Genomic DNA, 18,682 nt, shown 5'->3' with positions numbered 1-18,682 from the left:
TCACTTCAGGTAGGAGCCCGCCGTCCCGATCATGCCCGGGGCCGCGTTCTTCCCGCCGAGGTCGAGGACGTACACCCGCAGGTTGCCCTTGCCCGGCGCCGGGACGGCGAGCGTGCCGCCCGTCACCACGCGGGTGTCCCCGGTGACGGCGTCCTTGTAGGTGCCGTTGGGGATGCCCGTGTACGTGGCACTGCCGGTGACCGTCACCAGCGCGAAGCTGTCCGTGCCGCTCGCCGCGTCGGTGTAGCGGCGCTTGTACGCCATCGACCCGGTGATGCCCTCGGTGGAGTACTGGCCCATCTGCAGGGCCGGCACGGCCCGTCGGATCTGGTTGAGCCGCTGCACGTGCTTGACCAGCGGCTTCGAGAGGGTGTCGGCGACGGCACCGGTCGCCGAGGAGACCTTGCTGAAGTCGGACGCCTTGACGTCGCCCGCGAGTTGACCGCCGAAGTAGGCGCGACCGGTCGTCGCCAGCGGGCAGGTGGGCCCGCAGTCGATCTTCTTGCCGGCCTGGAACTCGACCTCGGAGCCGTAGTAGAGCGTGGGGATGCCCCGGAAGGTCCACATCAGGGACATGTTCTCGGCCCAGGCGTCGGTGCCGCCCGCGTACCGTTCGTTGCTCTTGTTGGGCCCGTAGTCGTGGCTGTCGACGTACACGACGTTGTAGGTGGCGTCGTTGTAGCTGTCGTCGGAGTCCTTGCCGTTGTTGTACGCGTTGTTGGCGTCACCGAAGTTCATATGCATGCGCATGTCGATGACGTTCATGCCGGAGAACCTGCTGTGGTCCGGTGCGTGGTACGCGTTGCCGTTCAGGAAGGCGTTGGTGGAGGTCGGCTGGGAGCCGGTGCCCTGCTGCTGTTCGTAGTCGTACATCTCCAGCGCGGCCTTCTCGTCGTCCGCGTTGTACTCCTTGCGTTCCTTCCAGGTGTAGAACTGCGCGGAGTGATTGACCGAGCCGCGGTTCCACTTGTCGTTGACGAACGCCGCGACCTCACCGAACACGAAGAAGTTCTTCGCGGCCTCGGCACCGAACTGCTGGGTCACACGCTCCTGGATGGCCGGGAGGAAGCGGCGGTTCCACGTGGTGCGGGGGATGTGCACGGCGGTGTCGACCCGGAATCCGTCGACCCCCATGTCGATGTACTTGTTGTAGGCGCCGATCAGGTAGTTCTGCACCGGTGCGCTCTCGGTGTTGAAGTCGGCGAGGTCGTCGTGCAGCCAGCAGCTGCGGGAGTCCTCGCCCTCCCAGTTCCCGATCCAGCAGTTGTGGTAGTACGCCTTCGGGAACATGCCCGAAGTGGGGTTGGGCCACTGGCAGTTGTAGATCCGGTACCCCTCGGGTGAGGTGTACTGGGTGGGCGTTCCCCAGTTGACGCAGGTGTTGCCCGAAGGCTCTGCGGTGGACCACAGATCGCCGTTGTAGTAAGACTTCCCGGACTTGGGCTCGACGGTCAGGCCGTCGTACTCGAACCCGTCGTTCTTCTCGTCGTAGAACCAGCTCCACTGGGTGTCGCGGACCCCGTACGCCTTCGGGGTGAACAGGCCCTTGGCGCCCCAGCGCGAGGAGTGGTTGTAGACGACGTCCTGGTAGATCTTCATGCCCTTGGCGTGGGCCGCGTTGATGAGGTCCTGGTAGGACGCACCGGCGGACTCCAGCCGGGCGTCGACCTCGTAGAAGTCGTAGCCGTGGTAGCCGTGGTAGTCGTAGTCGGACCGGTTCAGCACCACCGGGGTGATCCACACGGCGGACATACCGAGGCCCTTGATGTAGTCGAGCTTCTCGACCAGTCCCTTGAAGTCGCCCCGGAACATGGGGTCGTTGTTGGCCGCGTTCCCCGACTTCGTGTGCTGGCTCCCACCCCGGTTGTTGGAGGTGTCACCGTCGTTGAAGCGGGCGGTGAGCACGAAGTAGATGGGGTCCTTGCGGGGATCGGTGCCCAGCGGTTCCCCGGACGTGGGTGCTGCGGGCTTCTCGCCGGTGGTCGCGGTGGCGGCTGCCGAGGCGGCCGACACGTTCCCGGCGGCGTCGACGGCCTTGACCGTGTAGCTGTAGGCCGTCTTCTCCTCCAGCCCGGTGTCGGAGTACACCGTGGATCCGACATCGGTGACCATCGTGCCCTTCGTGCCCCCGGTCCGGGTGACCTGGTACTTCGTCACACCGCGGTCATCGGTGGACGGGTCCCAGGTCAGCACGACGGAGACACCGTCGGCGTCGGCGGTCACCTTCGTGGGCAGGGTCGGTGCCTGGGTGTCCGGGACCTCCGCGGCGCAGGGGTCCTTCGCGTCGGCGGTGACCTTCTTGTCCTTCACCGTCGTGAGCCCGGCCGGGACCGTGTAGTTGGCGCCGTTGTTGTTGTCCCACACCCCGTTGCCGTTGTTGAACGTGGCGAGCATCGTGGTCGCTGTGCCGAGGTCGACGGACTTCTTCACCCAGCCGGTACAGGCGGCCTCCATGCCCACGCCGGGCACGGTGGTCCAGGTGCCGCCCGCCGGCTGGTAGTGCAGATTGGTGGTGGTCCAGCCGACCGTGGCGGTCGAGTAGTAGACCGCCGCGGTGTGTGCCTCTTCGGGGCCGGAGGTCGGAGTCGGGTCCGTACCGGTGTCCGCGCATGGGTCGCTGTGGGCCACCACGCCGTCCTTGACGGTGATGCTGCCGGTGCCCAGGGCGTAGTTCTTCCCGCCGTTGTTGTCCCAGACGCCCGAACCGTTGTTGAACGTCGCGGCCAGACCGGAAGCGCTGCCCAGGCTGACGGTCTGCTTCACCCAGTCCGTGCACGCGGCTTCCATGGCCACGCCCGGCGGGGTGGTCCAGGAGCCGCCGTCGGGGGCGTAGTGGAGTTTGTAGGCGGACCAGTTCTTGGTCTTCGTGTAGTAGAAGACGGTCGCGGTGGACTCCGAAACAGCCGCGGGTACGGCCGAATCGGGGCCTGCGGCCTTCGGCACCGCGGTCAGGAGCCCCAGCATCACGGTGGCTGCGACGGCCGCTCCCAAAGGGCGTCCGAGCAGTCGGGTGGGGGTGCGTTTCATTCGTGTGTCTCCAGGGGAGTGCCACGGGCGGGTGGACCATGGCTGCCAACAGCACAACCGCTCCGCGAGCGGCTGCGAGGATCCCGCCGGAGAACCCGGACGCGCCTCGGGGTTCGGGCGAGCAGTGCGTTCGGACAGCAAGCGCTGTCAGAATTTTGCTGCAATCTTTTGCAGTGAGGAAGTTACCCGTGCATGACAGGCACGTAAAGAGGTTGCGTAGAGGCACCTGGCCACGAGCCCCGGCGGAATGGCGGACTGCCCGCCGGCGTTCGGATGTTCATGACCTACTTCGTCGACGTCACAGTGCGCGGCTACGAACTCGACACCCAGGGCCACCTCAACCAGGCCGTCTACCTCCAGTACGCCGAACACGCGCGCTGGGAGTTGCTGCGGGCCGCCGGTCTGCCCCAGGAAAGGCTGCTGGCCGACGGAATCGGCCCCGTGCAGCTGGAAGTGACGGTGAAGTACCTCCGGGAACTGCGTGGCGGCGACAGGGTGCGGGTGAGCTGCGAGTTCGTCTACGGTGCGGGCAAGACCTTCGAGATCGTGCAGCAGATCGTCAAGGAGGACGGCACCCCGGCCGCGGACATCAGGGCCGTCGGCGGCATCCTCGACCTGGCGGCCCGCCGGCTGGTCGCGGACCCGGCCGGGCGTCTCGCCGCGCTGGCCGAGAAGCCGGAGCTCCTCGGCAACACGGTCTGACCGGGTCCGGCGGCTCAGCCGGGCGTGCCGCCGGACTCCAGTTTCGTGATCGCCCGCGCGAGCCGGACGGCCCTCAGCTCGGGCGTTCGCGCCTTCAGGAGTTCGAGAATCACCAGGTACCTGTCCGTCCTGCCGAGCTCCTCGAACCTCTGCGCCGCCAGGGAGCCGGGGGCCAGCGCGGCCGCAAGATCCTCCGGCACGGTGGCCTCCCTCTGCGAGGGGTACGCCGCCGCCCACCGACCGTCCTCCTGCGCGGCCCGCACCTCGGCCAGCCCCGGCTCCCGCATCAGGCCGTCCGCCGTCAGCGCCTCGACCTTCCGCACGTTCACCTGGGACCAATGGCCGCCCTTGCGGCGGCGCGAGATCCGCTGGAGGTAGTACTCCTCGTCGAGGGACTTGCGCTGCCCGTCGATCCAGCCGTAGCAGAGCACGGAGTCGATGATCTCGGCGGCCGTGACGGACTCGATGCCCGTGCTCTTCTTCGCGACCTTCACCCACAGGTCCGACCGCACCCCCTGATGCCGCTCCAGCCAGCCCCTCAGTTCCGCGACCCGCTCGAAGAACTGCGGCTCCGCACCCGGTTCCGTGCCGTCGGCCATGGCCACGTCCGCCTCCTCCAGGGGAGTCCTTGGGCGACTCCCCGAACTCCTGAGGAACACGTTAGGCGCCCTGTAGGACAGTTTCCGTCCTAGAGGGCGCCCGGGGGATCCCCGTCAGGCGGAGGCGGAGAACCGGTGGGTGCCCGACCCGGCGGAGAAGACCGCGCACCCGTCGTCCAGGCGCAGGAACGTCGCGGAGCCCTGGCCGGCGCTCCGCTCGTCCCCACCCGGTATCCACACCTCGGCGGTCGTGTTGGCAGGCAGGACGACCCTGAGAGCGAAGCCGTCCGCGTCCGTCTTCCAGCGCGTCGTGACCGGCCCGTACAGGGAGTCGAACCGGCCCTCGGCCTGCGTCACGCCGCCGCCCGGACGCGGCCGTACGATGACCTTCCGGAAGCCGGGGCTCCCCGGTGCGATGCCCGCGATGTTCGCGTACATCCACTCACCCACGGAGCCGTACGCGTAGTGGTTGAAGGAGTTCATCCCGGCGTCCTGGAAGCTCCCGTCCGGCCGGATCGAGTCCCACCGCTCCCACATCGTCGTGGCGCCCCGGTCGATCTGATAGCCCCAGCTCGGGAAGGTGCGCTGCGTCAGCAGCCGGTAGGCGACATCGGTGTGCCCCGTGTCGGTCAGCACCGGCAGCAGCCGCGGCGTCCCGAGGAACCCCGTCGACAGGTGCCAGGCCTTCGCCTCGATGAGTGCGACCAGCCTGTCGGCAGCCGGCCCGCGGTCGCCTGCCGTCAGCAGGTCCATGGACAGAGCCAGTACGTAGGCCGTCTGGGTATCGCCCTCGACCCGTCCGCCGGCCGTCACGTACGCCGCCCGGAACGCGTCACGCACCCGGCCGAAGAGGCTCCGGTACGGCGCCGGGTCCTTGCCCAGCGCCTCGGCGGTGCGGGCGACGAGGTCGGCGCTGTGGGCGAAGTACGCCGTGCCGATGACGTCCTTGGGCGTCTCGTCCTCGATGTTGAGCCAGTCACCGTAGCCTTCGGCGGGCCGCAGGAGCCCGGTGCTGTGTGCCTCCAGGTACGTGAGCCACTTCAGCATCGAGGACCAGGACTGCTCCAGGACCCGCACGTCGCCGTACGCCTGGTACAGGGCCCAGGGCACGGTCACTCCGGCGTCCCCCCAGCCCGCCGCGCCGCTGCCGACGCCCGGGAGGTCCGGGGCGACGTTCGGGAACGCGCCGTCGGCGACCTGGTCGTCGCGCAGGTCGTGGAGCCACTTGGTGAGGAAGCGCGCAGACTCCATCGTGTACGCGGCCGTGGGTGCGAACACGTTGATGTCACCGGTCCAGCCGAGGCGCTCGTCCCGCGCGGGGGTGTCCGTCGGAATGGAGAGGAAGTTGCCGCGCTGACCCCAGGTGATGTTGCTGTGGAGCTGGTTGAGCATGGGCACATCGGTCGTGAAGTCCATGGTGAACGGTGCCGAGGTGTGGATGACGCGGCCCACGATCGCGTCGGGGCCCGGCCGGCCGGGATAGCCCGTCACCTCGACGTAGCGGAAGCCGTGGAACGTGAAACGGGGTTCGTAGGTCTCCAGGCCGCCGCCCTTGAGCGTGTACGTGTCCGTGGCGCGGGCGGTGCGCAGGTTGGTCGTGTAGATCGTGCCGTCCGGGTTCAGGACCTCGGCGTGCCGCAGCCGCACCGCCGTGCCGGCCGGCCCCGACACGGTGAGCCGCGGGGTGCCCACCATGTTCTGGCCGAGGTCGAACACGAACACGCCGGGCTGCGGTTCGGTCACCTCACGTGCCGTCAGCTCGCGCTCGACCCGGCATGCCCCGTCCACCTCGGCGACGAGCTCCGCCGTGACGTCGTCCACCTGATCGGCGGCGAGCCACCTCGACGCGTCGAAGCCGGATCGCGTCCAGCCGACCGTCTCCAGCCGGGCGTCGTACTCCTCGCCCGCCATGAGGTCGGCGCCGGTGACGGGCCCGGTCGCGGCGAGCCAGTCGGTCCCCGATACCACCCGCTCGGTCGAACCGTCCGTGAAGGTGACCTCCAACTGAGCCAGAACGGCAGGTTGTTCGCCGTACTGGTGCGGCCCGAACCAGGCGATGTTGCCGGCGTACCAACCTGTCGCGAGGGTGACGCCGATGGCGTTCCCGCCCGCCGAGACCAGCCCGGTCACGTCGTACGTCTGGTACTGGACCCGCTTGTCGTAGTCGGTCCAGCCCGGTGCGAGCCGGTCCTCGCCGACCCGCTTGCCGTTGAGGAACACCTCGTACAGCCCGAGTGCCGTGGAGTACAGCCGGGCGCGTGCCACACGTTTGCGGCCGAGCCGGAACTCCCTGCGCAGCTGGGTGGCGGGGGAGTGCGCCACCTGGACGCGGCCCCAGGGCCCGGAACCCCAGGGGGCGAGGATCTTGGCGGCGGACCACGCGCTGTCGTCGTAGGCCACGGACCCCCAGTCCCCCGAAGGCTCCTTGTCGGTGGTCCGCCAGTCGGCGCCGGTGGCCAGGGTGACCACACCGTCAGCGGTGGTCAGCTCCAGCAGGCCGAGCAGTCCGGCGGGTCCTTCCGTCGCGTTGGTGGCGGACACGGCGATCACGTGGACGCCCGGGGGCAGCCGGTCCGTCACATCCCTGAGAACGGGCCGCTGCCAGTTGTCGGCGGGGCCGTCCGCCTCGGTGTGCGCCACCTCCTCGCCGTCGACACGGGCGGTGAATCCGTCATCGGCCGTCATGACCAGGCGGGCGCGGGTGACACCGGCCGGAATCTCCACCCGGCCCCGGAACCAGCGGGTGGCCGCGGGCGCGCCGGCGGCCGGATCGCCCTCGGGGAACCAGATCCACGTGGCGTCGTCCAGCGGGGGCGTGGCGGTCAGCGCGGCCGGCGCGCCGATCCACGAGGCCGACCAGTCCGACTCGGCCAGGAGTCCGGTCTCCCACCAGGACGGCTCGCTCCACCCGGAGACCTGTCCGCCGGAGTCCCACACACGCACCGACCAGTGGTGGCGCGTACGGGAGACCGGCTCGGGGCCTGCGTACGGGACCAGCACCGACCGGTCGGACTCGACCTTGCCGCTGTCCCAGACGTCGGGCTTCCCGAGGCGTTCCGGGGCGGTGGCGACCCGCACCTGATAGGCCGTCTGGGTCCGGCCCGGCACCTCCGACGCGATGGGCCAACTCAGCCTCGGACGCGGGGTGTCGAGGCCGAGCGGATGGCGCACGTATTCGACGGTCGGTTCGGTGACACGGGCCCGGCCGGCGGCTGCCCGCGCCGGTCCGGCCGCGTGCGCGGCGGGTGCGGACACCGCAGCGAGCGCTGCGGTGGCTGCGGTGGTGCTGAGCAGTCGTCTTCTGCTGATCACAACTCGGCTCCGTAACGACGCGAGGATGAATCGTTTCAGTCATGTGAAGCTAGAGTTGTGTCCGGTCCCTGTCAAGGGTTCCTTCGTGATCGACGTCCTTCTGGCTTGGTGGATGAAAGCCTGCTGTGTGCGGCATTGACGTCCGCGTCGAAGCGGGCTTATGTTCGCCCGCAGGGGCCGGTTGAAACCTTTCATGCCCTCGGCCGAATGGGTGTGCCCCGGTACCGATCTTTGCGCTGTCCGGCTGACGTGACTCAAGGCGCGACCTGGATGTGGACGAAAGGTCAGGTGTTCGCACCTCGCGGGCCTGTCCTGGTCCGCGACCGATCCTCCACGTCAAGGGAGAACGCATGCGCCTGCGCGCCCACTGGGCCCCGGCCGCTCTGCTGCTGATCGCCCCGCTGATCGGCACCACCCCGGCCACGGCCGACACCGGCGACAGTCTCGTACCGGTGCAGAAGTCGTCCCGGGCCGTGCCCGGTCAGTACATCGTCACCCTGTCGTCCGCGCAGACGGCTGACGCCATGGCCGAGGATCTCGGGGTCACCACGCTGTTCACGTACAGCAAGGTCCTGCACGGCTTCGCGGCTTCGCTCACGCCCGCCCAGTTGGAGAAGGTGCGCGGCACGGCAGGTGTCCAGGCCGTGGAGGAGAACAGCGAGGCCTCGCTCGCACCGCCGGCCGCCAAGAAGACGGGCGGTGCCCGTGCGGCGGCCGCGAGCTGGGGGCTGGACCGGATCGACCAGCGCAACCTGCCGCTGGACTCCATGTACAACGCGGCCGGTACGGGTGCCGGCGTGACCGCCTACATCGTCGACACCGGCATCGAGTCCGGCCACAGCGAGTTCGGCGGCCGGGTGGGCGAAGGCTACGACGGCATCGGCGACGGCCGGGGCGCCGAGGACTGCAACGGCCACGGCACGCATGTCGCCGGTACGGTCGCCGGCGCGACGTACGGTGTCGCGCGCTCCGCCTCGCTCGTCCCTGTCAGGGTGCTCAACTGCGAAGGGTCGGGAACGTGGGCCGGGATCATCGCAGGGCTCGACTGGATCGCCGAGAACGCCGAGCCGCCCAGTGTGGTCAACGCGTCGCTCGGCGGAGCCTCGTCCGCGGCGGTCGACGACGCGTTCGACGGACTCGCCGAGCAGGGGATCCTTCCCGTCGTCGCGGCGGGCAACGAGAGCCAGGACGCCTGCGACGTGTCCCCGGCGGGCGCCGACCAGGTGCTTGCCGTGGGTGCCAGTGACAACCAGGACCGGCAGGCGGAATTCAGCAACTGGGGCACCTGCGTGGAGGTGTACGCCCCCGGGGTCGACATCGCCTCCGCCCGGCTCGGCGGCGGCTCCACGAAGCTGAGCGGAACGTCCATGTCCAGTCCGCATGTCGTCGGCGTCTCCGCCCTCTACCTGGAGCAGAACCCGGCCGCTACGCCCGGGGAGATCTCCGACTGGATCGCCGGCCAGGCCACGACGGATGTGCTGACGGATCTGGGGAGCGGCTCGCCCGACCGGCTTCTCTACACCGGCGGTCTCTGAGCCCCGGTCCGGCCGAACACTGATCCGCCTCCGTCGGAGCGGGGTCCGCGTCATGCGGGCCCCGCTCCGTGCTGTGCCGTGGAGCAGGCACTTTGCAGCGCCTTCCACTTGTGCGCAAGCAGCTTGCGTTGATTGCGTCGACTTGCAGGCTCTCGGCCTTCTCGTACATTGGCCCAAAACTCTTTGCCAGCACGGTGCTTTCCTCCACATCACTCCTTGATCTGGATCGCTGGGTTCTGTCTCAACGGTGGACGGTCTCGCAGTTCTCTGCAATTCTCTGACCGCAAAACGCAAAACTCATGCTCAGTGAGCGCAGAAACAGGTGTCACCGAGCCGAGCAGACAGAGCCGCGCCCTCGACGCGCTTGGCGCCGAGGCCGAAGATCGGGGACCAATGAGAGCCACACGCTGGAGATGGCGGGCCGTATCAGCCGCGGTCGCCACCAGTCTTCTGATGATCGGATGGCCGTCGCTCGCCGCTTCGGCGGCCGACGGCCCCAGCATCGCCGCAGGCAGGGCCGCGGCGGCGAGCAGTACCGGCGACGGGCACGCCGCCCGGAGCGTGACGGACGGCAACCAGTCGACGTACTGGGAGGGATCCGGCAGCTCACTTCCGCAGTGGGTGCAGACCGACCTCGGCCCGGACGCCCGGATCGACGAGGTGACGCTGAAGCTCCCGGCAGGATGGGAGAGCAGGGAGCAGACCCTCTCCATCCAGGGAAGCGCGGACGGCACGAGCTTCTCCACGCTCAAGACCTCGGGGACGTACACCTTCAGCCCCGGTACGTCCAACAAGGTGACGATCCCCTTCCCGGCCACGAAGACCCGCTTCGTACGGGTGAACGTCACGGCCAACACGGCGGGACGCAACGCCCAGCTGGCGGAACTGGAGGTACGCGAGGCCGAGGAGTCGTCGGCCGACCTCGCGGCAGGCAGGACCCTCACGGCGAGCAGCCACACCGAGGTGTACGTGGCGGCCAACGGCAACGACGGCAACCGTGCCACCTACTGGGAGAGCAGGAACAACGCCCTCCCGCAGTGGATCCAGGCGGACCTCGGCTCCTCGGTCCGCGTCGACCGGGTCGTGCTGCGGCTGCCCGACGGCTGGGAGCAGCGGACCCAGACACTGAAGATCCAGGGCAGTGTGAACGGTTCGGACTTCAGCGACCTGACCGCCTCCAAGGCGTACACCTTCAACGCCGCGGGCGGTCAGACGGCGGCGATCTCCTTCGACGCCACCACCACCCGCTACGTACGGGTGCTGGTCACCGCCAACTCCGTCCAGCCGGCCGGACAGGTCTCCGAACTGGAGGTCTACGGCCCCGAAACCGGGGACACCCAGGCACCCACGGCCCCCGCCGACCTGGCCTTCACCGAGCCGTCCACCGGGCAGATCAGGCTGACCTGGAAGGCGTCCTCGGACGACACGGGTGTCACCGGTTACGACATCTACGCCGGCAACACACTGCTGACAAGCGTGGCGGGCGGCGTCACCACGTTCACCGACACCCGGCCGGCCGGCGAGACCGTCTCCTACCACGTCCGGGCCCGGGATGCGGCGGGCAACGTGTCGGGCAACAGCAACACCGTCACCCGGCAGGGCGACTCCGGCGACACGCAGGCACCCACCGCGCCCTCGCAACTGGCCTTCACGGAGCCGTCCGCGGGACAGATCAGGCTGGCCTGGCAGGCGTCCTCGGACAACAAGGGCGTGACCGGCTACGACGTCTACGCCAACAACGTGCTCCGCAGGACCGTGGCCGGTGACATCACGACGTACACCGACACCCAGTCGGCCGGCACCACGGTCACCTACGTGGTGCGCGCCAAGGACGCGGCCGGCAACATATCCGCCGCGAGCAACTCCGTGACCCGCAACGGCTCCACGAACGCCGCGTCCAACCTCGCCGTCTCCAAGCCGATCACCGCGTCCTCGGTGGTCCACACGTTCGTCGCGGCGAACGCCAACGACAACTCCGTCACCACCTACTGGGAGGGCGCGGGCGGCAGCTATCCCAACACCCTCACCGTGAAGCTGGGCTCCAACGCCGACACCGAGAGCGTCGTCGTCAAGCTCAACCCCGACAGCAGCTGGGGCGCGCGCACCCAGAACATCGAGGTGCTCGGACGGGAGCAGAACGCCACGTCCCTCACGAGCCTGGCCGCGGCCAGGAACTACGCGTTCGACCCGGCGACCGGCAACACGGTGACGATCCCCGTCACGGCCAGGGTCGCCGACGTCCAGCTGAAGTTCACCTCCAACACCGGCTCCCCGGCCGGCCAGGTCGCCGAGTTCCAGGTGATGGGGGCTCCCGCCCCCAACGCGGACCTGCAGGTCTCGGCAGTCGGCGCCTCCCCGGCCGCCCCCGTGGAGTCCGACCAGATCACTCTGTCGGCGACCGTACGCAACACGGGCGCCCTCGCCGCTCCCGCAGGCAAGCTCGACTTCGAACTGGGCGGCTCCAAGGTCGCCACCGCCTCCGTGGGTGCTCTCGCCGCCGGTGCGTCCGCACAGGTCACTGCCGGTATCGGCGCACGCGGTGCGGGCAGTTACACACTGGGCGCCGTCGTCGACCCGGCGGGCGAGATCATCGAGGAGAACGAGACCAACAACCGCTTCACCAGCAGTTCCCCGCTGGTCGTGAAGCCGGTCGCCAGCTCCGACCTCGTCGCGAACGCGGTCACCACCGCCCCGTCCGCCCCGTCCGCGGGCGACACCGTGACCTTCTCCGTCGCCCTGAGGAACCAGGGCACCGTGGCCTCCGCGAGCGGCAGCCACGGCATCACCCTGAATCTGGTCGACTCCAAGGGCGCCACGGTCAAGACCCTCACCGGCGCGCACAGCGGCGTCATCGCCGCGGGCTCCACGACAGCGCCGGTGGCCCTCGGCACCTGGACGGCCGCCAACGGCTCGTACACGGTGAAGGTGGTGGTCGCCGACGACGCCAACGAGCTTCCGGTGAAGCGCGAGAACAACACCCGCACCGAGTCGCTGTTCGTGGGACGCGGCGCCAACATGCCGTATGACATGTACGAGGCCGAGGACGGCGTCCCGGGCGGCGGCGCCAAGGTGGTCGGTCCCAACAGGACTGTCGGCGACGTCGCAGGTGAGGCGTCGGGGCGCAAGGCGGTCACACTCGACGGCACGGGCAACTACGTCGAGTTCACCACCCGGGCGTCCACGAACACCCTGGTCACCCGGTTCTCCATCCCGGACTCCGCGGGTGGCGGCGGCATCGACTCGAAACTGAACGTCTACGTGGACGGCACCTTCCTGAAGGCCATCGACCTCACGTCGAAGTACGCGTGGCTGTACGGGAACGAGACCGGACCGGGCAACTCGCCGGGCACGGGAGCGCCCCGGCACATCTACGACGAGGCGAACCTCATGCTGGGCAGGACCGTCCCGGCAGGCAGCAGGATCCGGCTGCAGAAGGACGCGGCCAACACGAGCACCTATGCGATCGACTTCGTCAGCCTGGAGCAGGTCGCCCAGGTGGCCAACCCGAATCCGGCCACGTACACCGTGCCCGCCGGCTTCACCCACCAGGACGTACAGAACGCCCTGGACAAGGTCCGGATGGACACCACGGGCACCCTCGTGGGCGTCTACCTGCCGGCCGGCGACTACTCCACCGCCAGCAAGTTCCAGGTCTACGGCAAGGCCGTGAAGGTCGTCGGCGCGGGACCCTGGTACACCCGCTTCCACGCCCCGTCCACGCAGGACAACACCGATATCGGGTTCCGTGCGGAGGCCAGTGCGAAGGGTTCGTGGTTCTCGAACTTCGCGTACTTCGGCAACTACACGTCCCGCATCGACGGGCCGGGCAAGGTGTTCGACTTCTCCAACGTCTCGGACATCGTGATCGACAACATCTGGAACGAGCACATGGTGTGCCTCTACTGGGGCGCCAACACCGACAGCGTCACCATCAAGAACTCCCGGATCCGCAACATGTTCGCCGACGGCATCAACATGACCAACGGATCGACCGACAACCACGTCACCAACAACGAGGCGCGTGCCACCGGGGACGACAGCTTCGCGCTGTTCTCGGCGATCGACGGCGGCGGCGCGGACATGAAGAACAACGTGTACGAGAACCTGACGTCCATCCTCACCTGGCGTGCCGCGGGTGTGGCCGTGTACGGCGGGTACGACAACACCTTCCGCAACATCCACATCGCAGACACCCTGGTGTACTCCGGAATCACGGTCAGTTCGCTGGACTTCGGCTATCCGATGAACGGATTCGGGACCGGCCCCACGGCGATCGAGAACGTGTCGGTCGTGCGGTCGGGCGGGCACTTCTGGGGGTCGCAGACCTTCCCGGGCATCTGGCTGTTCTCGGCCTCCAAGGTGTTCCAGGGCATCCGGATCTCCCATGTGGACATCGTCGATCCGACGTACAGCGGAATCATGTTCCAGACGAACTACGTCGGTGGACAGCCGCAGTTCCCGATCAAGGACACGGTGCTCACGGACATCTCGATCACCGGAGCACGCAAGAGCGGTGACGCGTTCGACGCGAAGTCCGGCTTCGGCCTCTGGGCCAACGAGATGCCGGAGACGGGCCAGGGCCCGGCGGTCGGTGAGGTGACGTTCAACGGGCTGAAGCTGAGCGGCAACGCCGTGGACGTCAGGAACACCACCTCCACCTTCAAGATCAACATCAACCCGTAGAGGACACGGGAGGTCCGCAGGGCCCGCAGGGTCCCGCGGGAAAGGAGCAGGAATGAGGGGGTGCCTCGCGGCTTCCGCGGGGCACCCTGCCCGCGTACACTCTTTGCAGCGATAAGTCGGTGGCTTGCAAGAGTTGCGCTAGCGTTGCGGTCATGACGCGACGACTTGCCCAAGTGGCGAAGAAGGTAGGAGTCAGCGAGGCCACGGTCAGCCGGGTGCTCAACGGCAAGCCCGGAGTCTCGCGGACGACCCGTCAATCGGTGCTGACGGCACTGGATGTGCTCGGGTACGAGCGCCCGACCCAGCTGCGCGGCGAGCGGGCCAGGCTCGTCGGCCTCGTCCTGCCCGAGCTGCAGAACCCGATCTTTCCGGCGTTCGCCGAGGTGATCGGCGGCTCCCTCGCGCAGCAGGGACTCACGCCCGTGCTGTGCACCCAGACCAAAGGGGGCGTCTCGGAGGCCGACTACGTCGAACTGCTGCTCCAGCAGCAGGTGTCCGGTGTCGTCTTCGCGGGAGGGCTCTTCGCGCAGGCCGACGAGCCGCACGACCACTACCGGCGGCTCGCCGAGCGCCGCATCCCGGTGGTGCTGATCAACGCCCCCATCGAAGGGCTGGACTTCCCCTGTGTGTCCTGCGACGACGCCGTCGCGATCGAACAGGCGTGGCGGCACCTGGTGTCCCTCGGGCACGAGCGCATCGGCCTGGTCCTCGGCCCCGTCGACCACGTCCCCTCGCGGCGCAAACTCGCTGCCGCGCACGCCGTCGCGGGAGCGCTCCCGCGGGAGCGCATAGAGCGTTCCATGTTCTCGCTCGAGGGCGGTCAGGCCGCGGCCTCGCGCCTGCTGGAGCGGGGCGTCACGGGGATCGTCTGCGCAAGCGACCCGCTGGCGCTCGGTGCCGTGCGTGCCGCCCGCCGACGGGGCCTTGCGGTGCCGTTGGACGTCTCCGTCGTCGGCTTCGACGACTCCGCCTTCATGAACTGCACCGAACCGCCGCTGACCACGGTCCGTCAGCCCATCGAAGCGATGGGGCGGGCGGCCGTCGAGCTGCTTTCCGCGCTGATCCAGAACGGCGCCGTGCCGCCGGGTGAGCTCCTCTTCGAGCCCGAGCTGGTGGTCCGCGGCTCGACCGCGCAGGCGCGCGCCTGACGGCCCTGCGGGACGGATCGACGTCCGTGCCGGCGGGTACGTCACCGGGTGCGTCACGCTCGGGATGCGGAAGGCTGTCAAACATTTACGAAAACTGCGCGAGATATTGCGTTCACATGTCGGCGGTGGTTGAGTAAGCCGCGCCCCGGCAGAGAGTTCGCCGAGGGCCTTCCATGCTCATGCCCGAAGGGGACCACCGATGAGAAGTGCTGGGTTCCGCCGTTCTCGCACACGTCGAACCTCCGCCGCCGCGCTCGTCACCGCGCTCGCGCTGACTGCCCTTGCCTCCTGTGGCACGAGCAGCAGCAACAGCGACGAGGACAAGAGCGGTTCCGGCAGCGGCTCGTCCGATCCGTCAGCACCGCTGGACCCGAAGGCCAAGGTGACGCTGTCGATCGACTGCATGCCGCCGGCCGCGAAGGCCGCGGAGCTGCGCGAGTGGAAAGAGGACATCAAGGCGTTCGGCAAGATCTACCCGAACGTCAAGATCAACGGAAAGTCCACGCCCGGACAGTGCCTGGAGCCGCCGCGCTTCACGGCGATGCTCAAGGGCAAGTCGCAGCCGGACGTGTTCTACGCCTACTTCACCGACCTGCAGCAGGTCCTGGACAACGACGGGGCGGAGGACATCACCGCGTACGTCACCGACAAGTCCGTCCCCGCGCTCAAGGACATCCAGCCCCAGGTGCTCGACGTGGCCCGCAAGGACGGCAAGCTCTACGCCCTGCCGACCAGCAACTACACCATGGGCCTGATCGTCAACCGGAAGCTGTTCACGCAGGCCGGCCTGGACCCGAACACCCCGCCCGCGACCTGGGAAGAGGTCCGCGCGGCGAGCAAGAAGATCGCGGCGCTCGGCAAGGGCATCGCCGGCTTCGGCGAGTACAGCGCGGGCAACAACGGCGGGTGGCACTTCGCCGCCACGCAGTACGGCCTCGGCGGTGACGTGGTGGACGCCAGTGGCAAGAAGGCGGCCTTCAACGACGAGAAGGGCAAGCAGGTCCTCCAGCAGCTGCACGACATGCGCTGGAAGGACAACAGTATGGGGCAGACCCAGCTGCTGAAGTGGGGCGATCTGCAGAAGCAGATATCCACCGACAAGCTCGGCATGTTCCTGGCCGCGCCCGACGACATCGCGTACATGGTCCAGCAACTCGGCGCCAAGTACGAGAACTTCGGAATCGGTCCGATCCCCGGAGCCCAGGGAACCCTCTTCGGCGGCAACAACTACATGATCAAGAAGGGCAGTTCGCCCGACAAGATCAAGGCGGCCGTCGCCTGGCTGAACTTCAAGAACCTCTCACCCGGCAAGGGCCAGTTCGACTGGGCCCGCACCAAGGCCGACCAGCTGCCCGTCGGGCTGCCGCAACCGAACTTCTTCACCGGTGAGAGCAAGACCAAGGACGACGCCAGCCGCGCCACGAACGCCACGATGCCCATCGAGAACTTCAAGGCCTTCATGGACAACCCCGTCCAGGGCAAGGCCGAGCCGCCGAAGGCCCAGGAGATCTACAAGATCCTCGACGTCGCGATGTCCGGGGTCCTGACCAACAAGGACGCCGACATCGACAAGCTGCTCTCCACCGCGGAGCAGCAGGTCAATCAGGTTCTGGCGAACCAGTAACGGACGCGTGGGGCCGGGTCACGCGGACCCGGCCCCGCAATCCCGACCGTCCGATGCGAGCGATTGCACCGGCACCGAGGAGACACCATGTCGGCCCCCACCCTGTCCACGAGCAAGGCGAGCCCGCCACCGCCTGGACGCAACCGCCCCGCCCGGCCGGACTCCCCCCGGGAGGAGTTCGTACGCGCCCTGCGCCGCAACATTTCCGCGCACGGCTTCCTGATCGGCGCGGTTCTCTGCTTCTCGTTCTTCTCGTGGTACCCGATGGTCCGGGAGTTCTTCCTGGCCTTCCAGAAGACCGAGGACGGACGTACGACCTGGGCCGGCTGGTCCAACCTGAGCTACGTCTTCAACGACCCGGCCTTCTGGCAGGCCTGGCGCAACACCCTTCTCTTCACCGTCCTGGCCCTCGTGCTGGGCTTCGCGGTCCCGTTCGTCATCGCCGTGGTACTCAACGAGTTCCGCCACGCGCAGGGATACCTGCGACTGCTGGTCTACCTGCCGGTCATGCTGCCGCCTGTCGCCTCCGTACTGCTCTTCAAGTACTTCTACGACCCCGGCTACGGACTCTTCAACCGCATCCTGGAATTCCTCCATCTCCCCGCCCAGCAATGGCTCCAGGACCCCGACACCTCCATGCTCTCCGTCGTCATCGCGGCGACCTGGATGAACATGGGCGGAGCCACGCTCATCTACCTCGCCGCACTCCAGGGGATCCCCGGCGAGCTGTACGAGGCGGCGGAGCTCGACGGAGCCGGCCTGCTGCGCAAGATCTGGCACGTCACCATTCCGCAGACCCGGCTCATCCTGTCACTGCTGCTGCTCATGCAGATCATCGCGACGATGCAGGTGTTCACCGAGCCCTTCCTGCTCACCAACGGAGCGGGACCCGAAGGCTCCACCACGACGGTCGTCTACCTCATTTACCAGTACGCCTTCAACTTCAACAACTACGGCAGCGCGGCGGCTCTCGGACTTGTCCTGCTCGTCGTACTCGCGGGCTTCTCCGCGGTGTACGTACGGCTCAGCCGCACCAGCGAAGACTAGGACGGGAGTACGAGGATGGCATCGAACACGCTTGTCTCCCGGCGACGTACCGGCGGACGCAGGGGAGGCCCCCGCGAGTCGGACCTCGGCCGCCAGCGGACCCTGATCTCGCCCGCCCAACTGGGCCGCCCCCGCGGCAAGGTCCTCTACTGGATCATCTTCGCCGTGGTGATCGCCGCCTTCACCATCGCGTTCCTCGGCCCCCTGTACTGGATGGTCACCGGGGGACTCAAGACCACGCAGGAAGTCGTACAGAGCCCGCCCACGGCCTTCCCCACCTCGGTCCACACGGAGAACTACTCCCAGGCGTGGAACGTGATGGACCTGTCCCGCCTGCTCTTCAACACCCTGTACTACGCCTTCGGCGCGCTGGCCTTCCAACTGATCTTCGACGTGGCCGCCGCCTACTCGCTCTCCAAGCTGCGGCCGGTCTTCGGCAAGGTCATCCTCGGCATGATGCTCGCCACCCTGATGATCCCGGCGACCGTCCTCGTCGTACCGCAGTACCTCACCGTGCTCGACGTGCCGATCTTTGAACGCAACCTGCTCAACTCGCCCTGGGCGATCTGGCTGCCGTCCGTCACGAACGCCTTCAACATCTTCCTGCTGAAGCGCTTCTTCGACTCGATCCCACGCGAACTGCTGGACGCCGCCGCCATCGACGGCGCCTCACCCCTGCGCACCCTGCGCTCCGTGGTGCTCCCGATCTCCCGGCCGATCCTCGGCGTCGTCTCCATCTTCGCCGTCGTCGGAGTCTGGAAGGACTTCCTCTGGCCGATGCTCACCCTGCCCGACCCGAGCAAGCAGACGCTCAACGTGGGCATCTACTCCCTGGCCAGCGGAGTCCCGGAGAACGTCCTCATCGCCGCGCTCACCATCGCGTCGGTCCCGACACTGCTGATCTTCCTTCTCTTCCAGCGCAACATCATGAGCGGTCTCACCGCGGGCGGCCTCAAGGGCTAGCAGTACCCCTGCCGTCCCCCACCAGCACTCCGCCGCCGGCCC

Annotated in this window: 10 protein-coding genes; 7 read left to right on the top strand and 3 right to left on the bottom strand. The window is 68.1% G+C overall.

The window, feature by feature from the left end; translation table 11 throughout:
* Complete coding sequence (locus tag ABZS61_RS20075; protein WP_356422645.1) at positions 1-3,027, bottom strand: carbohydrate binding domain-containing protein; 3,027 nt, start codon at positions 3,025-3,027, stop codon at positions 1-3.
* Between the two features lie 279 nt (positions 3,028-3,306).
* Here ABZS61_RS20075 and ABZS61_RS20070 point away from each other — a divergent pair, with 279 nt between their 5' ends.
* Positions 3,307-3,729, top strand: coding sequence for an acyl-CoA thioesterase (locus tag ABZS61_RS20070; protein ID WP_356422642.1), 423 nt, complete (start codon positions 3,307-3,309; stop codon positions 3,727-3,729).
* 14 nt (positions 3,730-3,743) lie between these two features.
* On the opposite strand, the gene ABZS61_RS20065 is transcribed toward ABZS61_RS20070, so the two are convergent.
* Positions 3,744-4,328 carry a YdeI/OmpD-associated family protein gene (locus tag ABZS61_RS20065; RefSeq protein WP_356423104.1) on the bottom strand — a complete coding sequence of 195 codons (585 nt, stop codon included), beginning with the start codon at positions 4,326-4,328 and terminating at the stop codon, positions 3,744-3,746.
* Positions 4,329-4,442: 114 nt separating this feature from the next.
* Positions 4,443-7,640 carry an alpha-L-rhamnosidase gene (locus tag ABZS61_RS20060; protein WP_356422639.1) on the bottom strand — a complete coding sequence of 1,066 codons (3,198 nt, stop codon included), beginning with the start codon at positions 7,638-7,640 and terminating at the stop codon, positions 4,443-4,445.
* Between the two features lie 350 nt (positions 7,641-7,990).
* On the opposite strand from ABZS61_RS20060, the gene ABZS61_RS20055 reads away from it, so the two are divergent.
* The 6 genes from ABZS61_RS20055 to ABZS61_RS20030 all read left to right on the top strand — a co-directional run bounded on the left by ABZS61_RS20055 (position 7,991) and on the right by ABZS61_RS20030 (position 18,640).
* On the top strand, positions 7,991-9,175 hold the full coding sequence (locus ABZS61_RS20055) for a S8 family peptidase (RefSeq protein WP_356422636.1): 1,185 nt from the start codon (positions 7,991-7,993) through the stop codon (positions 9,173-9,175).
* 393 nt (positions 9,176-9,568) lie between these two features.
* On the top strand, positions 9,569-13,858 hold the full coding sequence (locus tag ABZS61_RS20050; protein ID WP_356422633.1) for a discoidin domain-containing protein: 4,290 nt from the start codon (positions 9,569-9,571) through the stop codon (positions 13,856-13,858).
* 152 nt (positions 13,859-14,010) lie between these two features.
* A complete protein-coding gene (locus ABZS61_RS20045) occupies positions 14,011-15,006 on the top strand; it encodes a LacI family DNA-binding transcriptional regulator (protein WP_356422630.1) in 996 nt (331 codons plus the stop codon).
* Between the two features lie 199 nt (positions 15,007-15,205).
* Positions 15,206-16,630: an extracellular solute-binding protein gene (locus tag ABZS61_RS20040; RefSeq protein ID WP_356422626.1), complete on the top strand. Its 1,425-nt coding sequence runs from the start codon at positions 15,206-15,208 to the stop codon at positions 16,628-16,630.
* Positions 16,631-16,717: 87 nt separating this feature from the next.
* Entirely contained in the window at positions 16,718-17,677 is a 960-nt protein-coding gene (locus ABZS61_RS20035; protein WP_356422623.1) for a sugar ABC transporter permease, read from the top strand.
* Between the two features lie 15 nt (positions 17,678-17,692).
* Positions 17,693-18,640: a carbohydrate ABC transporter permease gene (locus ABZS61_RS20030; RefSeq protein WP_356422620.1), complete on the top strand. Its 948-nt coding sequence runs from the start codon at positions 17,693-17,695 to the stop codon at positions 18,638-18,640.
* Positions 18,641-18,682 lie beyond the last annotated feature (42 nt).

Source organism: Streptomyces sp. NPDC005566 (assembly GCF_040605575.1).
Lineage (GTDB): Bacteria > Actinomycetota > Actinomycetes > Streptomycetales > Streptomycetaceae > Streptomyces.
This window is presented reverse-complemented; position numbering and strand designations above follow the sequence as displayed.